At 70.4% G+C, this 9,968-nt stretch carries 9 protein-coding genes; all 9 read left to right on the top strand.

Features of this window, described 5'->3' with window-relative positions:
- Position 1: 1 nt before the first annotated feature.
- Complete coding sequence (locus C1878_RS05320; protein ID WP_114600650.1) at positions 2-811, top strand: DUF4430 domain-containing protein; 810 nt, start codon at positions 2-4, stop codon at positions 809-811.
- Positions 812-849: 38 nt separating this feature from the next.
- Positions 850-1,710 (top strand): energy-coupling factor transporter transmembrane component T, encoded by an 861-nt coding sequence (locus C1878_RS05315; RefSeq protein ID WP_114600782.1) that lies wholly within the window; start codon positions 850-852, stop codon positions 1,708-1,710.
- A complete protein-coding gene (locus C1878_RS16835) occupies positions 1,701-3,413 on the top strand; it encodes an ABC transporter ATP-binding protein (protein ID WP_114600649.1) in 1,713 nt (570 codons plus the stop codon). The genes C1878_RS05315 and C1878_RS16835 overlap by 10 nt, the downstream gene beginning before the upstream one ends.
- A complete protein-coding gene (locus C1878_RS05305) occupies positions 3,410-4,114 on the top strand; it encodes an ECF transporter S component (protein ID WP_114600648.1) in 705 nt (234 codons plus the stop codon). Before C1878_RS16835 ends, C1878_RS05305 begins: the two co-directional genes overlap by 4 nt.
- 439 nt (positions 4,115-4,553) lie before the next feature.
- The gene (locus C1878_RS05300; RefSeq protein WP_114600647.1) at positions 4,554-5,156 is read left to right on the top strand and encodes an L-threonylcarbamoyladenylate synthase; all 603 of its coding nucleotides are present in this window, start codon (positions 4,554-4,556) and stop codon (positions 5,154-5,156) included.
- Between the two features lie 165 nt (positions 5,157-5,321).
- Entirely contained in the window at positions 5,322-6,302 is a 981-nt protein-coding gene (locus C1878_RS05295) for an alpha/beta fold hydrolase (protein ID WP_114600646.1), read from the top strand.
- The gene (gene glpK / locus C1878_RS05290) at positions 6,281-7,777 is read left to right on the top strand and encodes a glycerol kinase GlpK (RefSeq protein ID WP_114600645.1); all 1,497 of its coding nucleotides are present in this window, start codon (positions 6,281-6,283) and stop codon (positions 7,775-7,777) included. The genes C1878_RS05295 and glpK overlap by 22 nt, the downstream gene beginning before the upstream one ends.
- A 238-nt stretch (positions 7,778-8,015) precedes the next feature.
- A complete protein-coding gene (gene rpiB / locus C1878_RS05285; RefSeq protein WP_114600644.1) occupies positions 8,016-8,456 on the top strand; it encodes a ribose 5-phosphate isomerase B in 441 nt (146 codons plus the stop codon).
- A gap of 90 nt (positions 8,457-8,546) precedes the next feature.
- Positions 8,547-9,803 (top strand): serine hydroxymethyltransferase, encoded by a 1,257-nt coding sequence (glyA, locus tag C1878_RS05280; RefSeq protein ID WP_114600643.1) that lies wholly within the window; start codon positions 8,547-8,549, stop codon positions 9,801-9,803.
- Positions 9,804-9,968 lie beyond the last annotated feature (165 nt).

Raw genomic sequence — 9,968 nt, 5'->3', positions numbered from 1 at the left:
CATGGCCGAAGAACCGAAGATCGACGAGCGCATCGCGCCCGCACCGATTCGAACGGACGCCGCGGCCGAGCCGGCTGCAAGCGGCGGGGAAGGCTCGGGCGCCCCGGCGGACGCGTCGCCTGACGCCTCGAAGCGCGCCGGGCGCGGCCCGTTGAGCGCTGCGCAGAAGGCGGGCGCGGGCATCGCGGCGGCGCTGTCCGTTGCGCTCATAGCCGTGTCGGCGTATTTCGTGGCAGCCCCTGCTCCCGGGGCGCCCGGCCCCTCCGATCTGCTCGCGACGACGCAGGAAGCGCAGCCCGCCGAGGCGCCTGGCGATGTCGACGGTGGCGCGCCCTCCGAAGTCGAGGAGCGGGCCGACGCGGCCGTCGAAGACGGGGAGGCGGCGGCTCCGGCGACCGCTGCGCCGTCAGGGGACGCGCCTGCCGTCCCCGGCGGCCCTTCCTCCGCGGCGGATTCTTCCGATGCCGCGGGCCAGTCCTCCGCCGACCGTCCGGCCACCGTCACGGTGAGCGTGACCGTGGACTCGTCGGCCGTGGGCAGCCCGGTGTCGGGCGGCACAACGGCCACGTTCGCGCAGGGCGCCACGGCCTACGACGCGCTCATGGCGTGCGGGCTGTCCGTCAACGCCTCGCAATCGCCGCTCGGCATCTACGTGAGCGCCATCGGCGGCTTGGCCGAAGGACATCGCGGCGGCAGCGACGGCTGGAAGTATTACGTCAACGGGGCCGATCCGAGCTACTCCTGCGGCAACTACGTGCTGCAAGACGGCGACGCGGTGCTGTGGCGCTACGCGCTCAGTGCGAGCGAGTAGCCGATGCGCGGCGGAGAAGCGACAACTCGGTGCCCGGCATGAAGACGACGGCGTTCGACCTCTACCATCCCGGCGTGGCGCTGGCGTACTTCGCGGCCGTACTCGTGTTCTGCATGGCGGCGCTCCAGCCCGTGTACCTGGCGCTCGCGCTCGTTTCGGGCTTCGCCTACAGCGCCTACCTGCGCGGTTGGCGGGCGGCGGTGCGCAGCGCGGCCTGGCAGCTTCCGCTGCTGCTCATCGTGTCGGTGGCGAACCCGCTGTTCTCGGCATCGGGGTCCACGGAGCTGTTCCGCATCGGCCCGCGCGCCGTTTACCTGGAAAGCCTGGCGTTCGGCCTGTGCATGGGCGTCATGCTGGTGTCGGCCGTGCTCTGGTTCTCAAACGCGTCGCACGTGTTCTCCACCGACAAGGTCATGGCGCTGTTCGGCAACGCGGCTCCCGTCATCGCGCTCATGCTGTCGTTCGCGGCTCGGCTCGTGCCCCAGTACGTGCGTCGCGGCGCCGAGATCGAGGCCGTCCAACGGGCCGCGAGCGTCGCGCGCCCGCGCTCGGCCAAGGAGAAGGGGACCTTTCGCCTGAGGCAGGTGTCGGTCCTCATGGGCTGGAGCATGGAAGACTCGCTCGAGACCGCCGACGCCATGCGGGCACGCGGATGGGGGGCCGCGCCCAAGCGCACTGCGTACCGGCGCTTTCGCTTCCGCGCGCGCGACGCCGCGGCGTTGGCGGTGCTCGCGCTGCTCGTGGGCGCGAACGCGTTCCTGGCATGGACGGCGTGCTCCCAGTTCTCGTTCTATCCCACCATGAGCCGGCTTGCGGTATGGTGGGGCTACGCGCCTTATGCGGCGCTCGTGTTCCTGCCCCTGGTTCTGCAGATCGTGGAGGACGTTCGATGGAAGTGACGGCAAGGGAATCTCAGGAGGCCGTGAGGCTGGCGGGCTTCGGGTTCTCGTATCCCGACGGTCAACCCGTGGTCGCGGACGTTTCCTGGTGCGTGGAAGCCGGCTCGTTCGCGCTGCTCGTGGGCGACACCGGCAGCGGAAAGACCACGCTTCTGCGTTCGCTCAAACCAGAGATCGCCCCCGAGGGAGCCCGCCGCGGCACGCTCGAGCTCTTCGGCGAGCCGTACGAGGCGTGGCGCGAACGCGGCTCGGCGGCGTGCGCGGGCTACGTGGCGCAGAGCCCCGAGAACCAGATCGTGTGCGACACCGTGTGGCACGAGCTGGCGTTCGGGTTGGAGAACCTGGGAGTGCCGCCCGACGCCATGCGCCGACGGGTGGCCGAGGTGGCGCACTTCTTCGGCATCGAGCCGTGGGTGCGCAACTCCACCGCCGCGCTCTCGGGCGGGCAGAAGCAGATGGTGAACCTGGCCGCCGTGCTGGCCATGCAGCCCAAGCTGCTGCTGCTCGACGAGCCCACGGCGCAGCTGGATCCGGTGGCCGAGAAGAGTTTCCTCCACGCGCTGTTCCGCATCAACCGCGAGCTGGGCATCACCGTGGTGGTGGCCACCCACGCGCCCGAGGCCATGGCCGCCTACGCCACCGCCGCCTTCGAGCTGGCCGACGGGCGCGTGGAGGCCGTGCCCCTCGAGCGCTTCTCGTACGCGGGCTGCCATCCCGAACGTAGCGCCGCAAATTGTCCCCCCTGTCATCCCGAACAGAGCGCCGCAAGCCGTCCCCTTTGTCATCCTGAGCGGAGCGCGCAGCGCGGAGTCGAAGGATCCCGAGCGGCGTTAGCCGTGGCGCCTTCGGTTGGCACCGCGCGGGATCCTTCGACTTCGCGCCTTCGGCGCTCCGCTCAGGATGACAAAGGGGACTCGCGCCCGTTACGCGGTCGCTCCGTCCACGCCGACGACGCGTCTCCCGTCCTCGAGGCGCGCGACGTGCACTTCCGCTACGCGCGCGACGGCGGCTGGGTGCTGCGCGGCGCGGACCTGGCCGTGGCCCCGGGCACGGTCCACGCCGTGGTGGGCGGCAACGGCTGCGGCAAGTCCACGCTGCTGCGGGTGCTGGCCGGCGCGCTCAAGCACGAGCGCGGGCGGGTTCGCAACGCCGCGCGAAACGAACAGGCCCTGCTGCCGCAAGATCCCAAGGCCCTGTTCGTCTGCGACTCGGTGGGCGAAGAGCTGCGCGAGTGGCAGGTGCGCTGCGGCTACGACGACGACGCCGTGGAGCACGCTGCGCGTCGTTTCGGCCTGGACGGCCTGCTCGGGCGGCATCCCTACGACCTCTCCGGCGGCCAGCAGCAGAAGCTCGCGCTGGCGAAGGTGCTGCTCACCGATCCGCAGCTGCTGCTGCTGGACGAACCCACGAAGGGCCTCGACGCCCGCTCGAAGCTCAACGCGGCCGACGCCCTCGCGGCCTGCGCGCGCGAGGGCCGCACCGTCGTGCTGGTCACGCACGACCTGGCGTTCGTCTCGCGCGTGGCCGACCGCGTGTCCATGCTGTTCGACGGCGAGACGGCCTGCACCGAGCCCGCCTGCGAGTTCTTCGAGCGCAACCTGTTCTACCGCCCCCAGCCCGACGGCTTCCTGGCACTCTGGGACGCCTGCGCCCATGAGGCGATAAGCGCGGCCGCGGGCGCACGAACCAAGGAAGCGCGATGACCGCGCGCGTCCTGCGACGCCTCGAGGCGCCCGCGCTTGTCGCGGTGCCCGTCGCGCTCGCCGCCTGCGCCTTCTTCCAGATCGAGCAAACGGCGCTGCTCACGCTGGCGGTCACGTTGGCGGCGCTGGCGGTGTTCTTCGCCAGCTTCGAAGCGTCGCGCCCGGCCCTGCGACAGATCATGCCCACGGTGGTGCTGGGCGCGCTGGGCGCCGCCGGCCGCATCCTGTTCGCGCCCATCCCCGACTTCAAGCCCGTCTCGGCCATCTGCATTCTGGCGGGGGTCGTGTTCGGCCGCCGCAGCGGCTTCATGGTGGGCGCGTTGGCGGCGCTCGTGTCGAACCTCTTCTTCGGGCAGGGCCCGTGGACGCCGTGGCAGATGTACGCCTGGGGGCTTGTGGGCTACCTCGCCGGCGTGCTGGCCGAGCGCGGCGCGTTCGAGCGGCGATGGGCGGTCTACGCGTACGGCTTCCTGTCGGCGCTGCTGTACGGCTTCCTGCTCAACTCGTGGTACGTCGTGGGGTTCGTGAACCCCCTCACTTGGCAGGGCGCGCTGCTGGTCTACGGCGCGGGCCTGCCGTTCGACCTCGTGCACGGCGCGGCCACCGTCGCGTTCCTCGCCGCGCTCTACGCCCCTTGGCGCAAGAAGCTCGAGCGCATCAGGCGCAAGTACGCGCTCGTTTCGGACGGCCGCGCGCGCTGAAGGCCGCCGAAGGCGTTCGGGTCGCCCGTCGATGGCACAATAATCACCGATCCTCTGCACGTTCGGGGCTTCGAGGAACGGGTTCGCTCGCATTCGCGTTTCGCCATCTGGGAAAACGAACGAATCGCACCAAACGCGTCTGGTCGATCCGGCCGGCGACCTCCCTCCAACGCAGGGAATCGGTGATTTTTGTGCCATTGCGACCAGGGTTCGGTGCGTGTCGGCTCGGCTCCATCGCGGCGACCTGCGGCGGGAGAGGGATCTCGGCAATCCTTCCGTCTCATCGCCCGGCGGGCGGTTTTGCTTCTTCGCGCAGGAGTGCTACAATGCTAGCCCCTTGCCAAGCAAGGGAAAACGGCAGGTGACGACGAATGGAACGCCGCATGCGGCCGCAGCCTTCCGGGGCGGCGCGTGCCAAGTGGCGAGGCGGGGCGGGGCTATGCAGACCAGCACGATAGACCAGGCGGCGAACGCGCTCAGGCGCGGGCGCGCCGTCATCTTCCCCACGGACACCGTGTACGGGCTCGGCGTGGCCGTGGGCGCGGCGAGCGACCCGCAGGTGCTCTACGATCTCAAGGAACGCGACGCCGGCAAGCCCATCGCCTGGCTCGTGGGCGGATTGGACGACCTCGACCGCTACGGGCGCGTCGTGCCCGATCTGGCCCGCACGCTCGCGCGCACGTTCTGGCCCGGCCCGCTCACCCTCGTCGTGAAGGCGAGCGACGAGGTGCCCCGGGCGTTCCGCTCGGCCGAGGGCACCATCGGCCTGCGCATGCCCGACAACGCCACGGCGCTCGCGCTCGTGCGCGCCGCCGGCTGCCCGTTGGCCACGACGTCGGCCAACGTGTCCGGCAGCAGGGCTCCGCGCTTGCTCGACGCCGTCGACCCGGCCTTCGCCGAGCGCGTGGGCGTCGTCGTGGCCGACGAGGCCGACGGCGACAAGAGCGGCACGGCCTCCACCGTCCTCGATTGCACGCAGGACCATCCGGTCGTGGTGCGCGAAGGCGCCGTGACCATCGCGGACATCCGCGCGCTTTCGTAATCCGCCCCCGAACGGCGCGGCGCGCCTCCCGCGCGGCCGCCGATCCGGAGTCGCCGCATCGCCGAATCGACCGCAGGGCCCTCCCGCGCGCACCTCGCGTCCGTCAGCCCGAAACTTCGCGTCTATCGGATATAATGAGGGCTTCGACGAGCTCAGGGGGCGTACATGGCTTCGACGGTTTCCACCACTCCTATCGGTTTCCTGTCCCACGACGGCACATCCCAAATCAGGGGCCTGGTGTGGGCGCCCGAGCGCCAGGCGGGCTCGCGCGGCCCCGCTCCGCGCGGCATCGTGCAGATCGTGCACGGCATGGCCGAGCACTTGGGGCGCTACGACGACTTCGCGCGCTTCCTGGTGGGCCGCGGCTTCGTGGTGTGCGCGAGCGACCACGTGGGCCACGGCAAGAGCGTGCCCGATCCCGCCAAGCTGGGCTGCCTGCCGGCCGAGGGCGGCAAGGACGTGCTCGTAGAGGACGTCAACGAGCTGCGCCGCACGGTTGCCGCCCGCTACGCGCGCCAGGTTCCCTACGTCCTGTTCGGCCATTCCATGGGCAGTTTCGTCGTGCGCGCCTATCTGGCCCGTTACGCCGAGGGCCTGGCCGCGGCCGTCGTCTGCGGCACGGGCCAGCAGCCGCTCGCGCTGTCGAAGGCCGGCAACTTCCTTGCGCGCCGCATCGCCGCCTCGAAGGGCGAGGACTACAAGAGCTCCTTCCTCGACGGTTTGGGTGCCGGCGCCTTCGCCAAGCAGATCGAGAACGCCCGCACGCCGTTCGATTGGATATCCGTCGACCCGGCCGTCGTCGACGCCTACATCGCCGACCCCCTGTGCGGCGTCATGTTCTCCGCAGGGGGCTACGCCACGCTCACCGACCTCACGGGCGAGGTGGTCACGCGCTCCTGCGCGGCCAAGGTGCCCCGCGACCTGCCCGTGCTGTTCGTGGCCGGCGCCGAGGACCCGGTGGGTGCTTGCGGCAAGGGCGTCCACGCGGCCGCCGAGCTCCTGCGCGGCGCCGGCGTGGAACGCGTGGACGAGATCGTCTACGAGGGCATGCGCCACGAAATACTCAACGAGCCCGGACGCGCGCAGGTCTATACTGATGTGGCACAGTGGATTGAGGAGCACGCATGCGAAAAGCCTACGTCATAGCGCTCGACCAGGGCACCACTTCGTCGCGCGCCATGCTCGTCGATGCCGACGGGCGCGTCGTCGACGCGGTGCAGAACCCGTTTCCGCAGATATACCCCCAACCGGGATGGGTCGAGCACGACCCGCTCGACATCCTTTCCTCCCAGCTGGGCGCGCTCACCGAGCTCACCGTGTCGCACGGCCTGGGTCCCGCCGACATCGACGGCATCGGCATAACGAACCAACGCGAGACCACCGTGGTGTGGAACCGCGAAACGGGCAAGCCCGTGGGCAACGCCATCGTGTGGCAGTGCCGCCGCACGGCGCCCATCGTGGAAGAGCTCTGCGGCGACGCGTCCGTGGCCCGCCGCATCGCGGACAAGACGGGCCTCGTGCCCGACGCCTACTTCTCGGCCAGCAAGATCAAGTGGATGCTCGACCACGTGCCCGGCGCCCGCGCCGACGCCGAAGCCGGCAAGCTGGCGTTCGGCACGGTGGACAGCTGGCTCGTGTGGTCGCTCACGGACGGGCGGGTGCACGCCACCGACGTGACCAACGCCAGCCGCACCATGCTCTACGACATCCATGAGATGCGCTGGGACCCGTGGCTGCTCGACCTGTTCGGCGTGCCGGCCTCGATGCTGCCCGACGTGCGCCCCTCGTCGGCCGACTTCGGCGTCACGGCGAACCCCGGCGTGGTGGGCGGCGTGCCCATCCGCGGCGTGGCGGGCGACCAGCAGGCCGCGCTGTTCGGACAGTGCTGCTTCGAGGCCGGTCAGGCGAAGAACACGTACGGCACCGGCTGCTTCCTGCTCATGCACACGGGCGGGGAGGCGTGCCGCTCCACCCACAACCTGGTCACGACGCTGGCCGCCTCCGCGCCGGGCGCGGAGGGCCCCGAGTACGCGCTCGAGGGGAGCGTGTTCATGGCCGGCGCCCTCTTGCAATGGCTGCGCGACGAGCTGGGCCTCATCGACGACGTGGCGGAAACGTGCGCCATCGCGCGCAGCGTGCCCGACACGGGCGGCGTGTACGTGGTGCCCGCCTTCACGGGGCTGGGCGCGCCGTACTGGGACGCCGAGGCGCGCGGCGCCGTCTACGGCCTCACGCGCGGCACGAGCCGGGCGCACGTCGTGCGCGCGGCGCTGGAGTCGCTGGCCTACCAGGTGCACGATCTGGCCGTGGCCATGGAGGCCGACGCGGGCCTGCCGCTCAAGGTGCTCAAGGTGGACGGCGGGGCGTCGGCGAACGATTTTCTCATGCAGTTCCAAAGCGACCTCTTGCGCACGCCGTTGCGCCGTCCTCAGAATACGGAGACGACGGCCCTGGGCGCAGCGTACCTGGCGGGCCTCGGCACCGGCTTCTGGAAGGACACCGGGCGGTTGTGCGACCTGCGCTCGTCGGACACGGTCTACGAGCCGGGCATGGAGGACGCCCGCCACGCCAGGCTGCTGCAAGGCTGGGAGAGGGCCGTGAGACGCACGATGACGACATGATCCGCCTGCGAACGACCCGCAGGTTCGCCGTAGGGGCGGGCTGCTGCCCGCCCGGCGCGAGCGGTCCGAGCGCAATCGCATGCAAGACGTGCGGGTCTTCCGTAAAGGCGCTTTCCAGAGCGCCCGTTCGCGCGAAGCGCGAAAACATGGCCCGCGGTTGCTTTTCCGCCTGCGGCGGAACGGGCGCTCTGAAGAGCGCCCCTACGAACACGATCGGCACGAAGAAAGGAACCGCCTTATGAACATCAGCATCGCCAGCGACCACGCGGGCTTCGAGCAGAAGCAGGCGCTGGTGGACTACCTTGTCTCCCAGGGCCACAGCGTGATCGATCGCGGCCCCGACAACGACGACCGGGTGGACTACCCGGACTACGCCGAGCTCGTGGCGCGCGACGTGGCGGGCGGCTCGGTCGAGCGCGGCGTGCTCGTGTGCGGCACGGGCATCGGCATGGCCGTGGCCGCGAACAAGATCGACGGCATCCGCGCCGTGAACGTGACCACCCCGCAGTTCGCCGAGCTCTCCCGCGAGCACAACGACGCGAACGTCGTCGCGCTCTCCGGCCGCTTCGTCGACGAGGGCACGAACCGCGCCATCCTCGACGCCTTCCTGTCCACCCCCTTCGGGGAGGGCCGCCACACCGGCCGCGTCGAGAAGATCATGGCCCTCGAAACCAAGTGAGCCCCAACCGGCGGCCCGCGCCGAACCGATAGGCGCGGGCCGTTGTGCTAGCATGTCAACATTTCCGTTTGCCAGCGAAAGGAACCGCCCATGCCTTTGACCTACCTGCCCGATGCCGACCCCGTCGTCGCCGACGCCCTGCGCCAGGAGCTCGCCCGCGAGCGCGACTCGGTCGAGCTCATCGCGTCCGAGAACTTCACGTCGCCCGCCGTCATGGAGGCCGTGGGCAGCGTGCTCACGAACAAGTACGCCGAGGGCTACCCTCGCAAGCGCTATTACGGCGGCTGCGAGAAGGTGGACATCGTGGAGGACCTCGCCCGCGACCGCGCCTGCGCGCTGTTCGGCTCGAACTTCGCCAACGTGCAGCCCCACTGCGGCGCGAACGCGAACCTGGGCGCGTACGAGGCGCTCATCGAGCTGGGCGACACGGTGCTGGGCATGAGCCTGGCCGAGGGCGGCCACCTCACGCACGGCTCGCCGGTGAACTTCTCCGGACGCCACTACAACTTCGCCAGCTACGGGGTCGACTCCGAAACGGAGACGATCGACTACGACGAGGTGGAGCGCATCGCCAAGGAATGCCGCCCGAAGCTCATCGTGGGCGGCGCGAGCGCGTACCCGCGCATCATCGACTTCGAGCGCATGGCCGCCATCGCGCACGAGGTGGGCGCCTACTTCATGGTGGACATGGCGCACATCGCCGGCCTCGTGGCCGCGGGCGCGCATCCCAGCCCCGTGCCGCACGCCGACGTGGTCACGTCCACGAGCCACAAGACGCTGCGCGGCCCGCGCGGCGGCTTCATCCTCTCGAACGACGAGGACATCGCCAAGAAGGTGGACAAGGCCGTGTTCCCCGGCTCGCAGGGCGGGCCGCTCATGCACGTCATCGCCGGCAAGGCCGTCGCGTTCGGCGAGGCCGCGCAACCTTCTTATAAAGAGTACATCGGCCACGTGGTGGAGAACGCCCGCACGCTGGGCCAGGGCATGATGGACGGCGGCCTGCGCCTTGTGTCCGGCGGCACCGACAACCACCTGTGCCTCGTCGACCTCACGCCCGCCGACGTCACCGGCAAGGACGCCGAGAAGCTGCTGGAGAGCGTGGGCCTCACGGTGAACAAGAATTCCATTCCCAACGAGCCGCGCAGCCCGTTCGTCACGAGCGGCATCCGCGTGGGCTCCGCCGCGGCCACCACGCGCGGTTTTTCGGCCGACGACTTCTACGAGGTGGGCCAGCTCATCGCCGCCACGGTGTTCAACGCCGAGAACGACGCCAAGCTCGCCGACGTCCGCACGAAGGTGGACGCCCTCCTGGCCGCCCATCCGCTGTACCCCGAGCTCGACTACTAGGAGCCGACGTTCCGCCGGCCTGCCGGCCGGCGGAACGGGTCGACGCTGCGGCCTTCCGCAGCACCCCGTCTCGCCGCTTTTGCGCTTGCCCTTACGTGCAAAGCACGCGCGGCCGCGCAACGCGGCGATCCGGGGCACTGCGGAAGCTCTCGCTGACCTTGCCGA

It is taken from the genome of Gordonibacter sp. 28C, assembly GCF_003339845.1.
Taxonomy (GTDB): domain Bacteria; phylum Actinomycetota; class Coriobacteriia; order Coriobacteriales; family Eggerthellaceae; genus Gordonibacter.
This window is presented reverse-complemented; position numbering and strand designations above follow the sequence as displayed.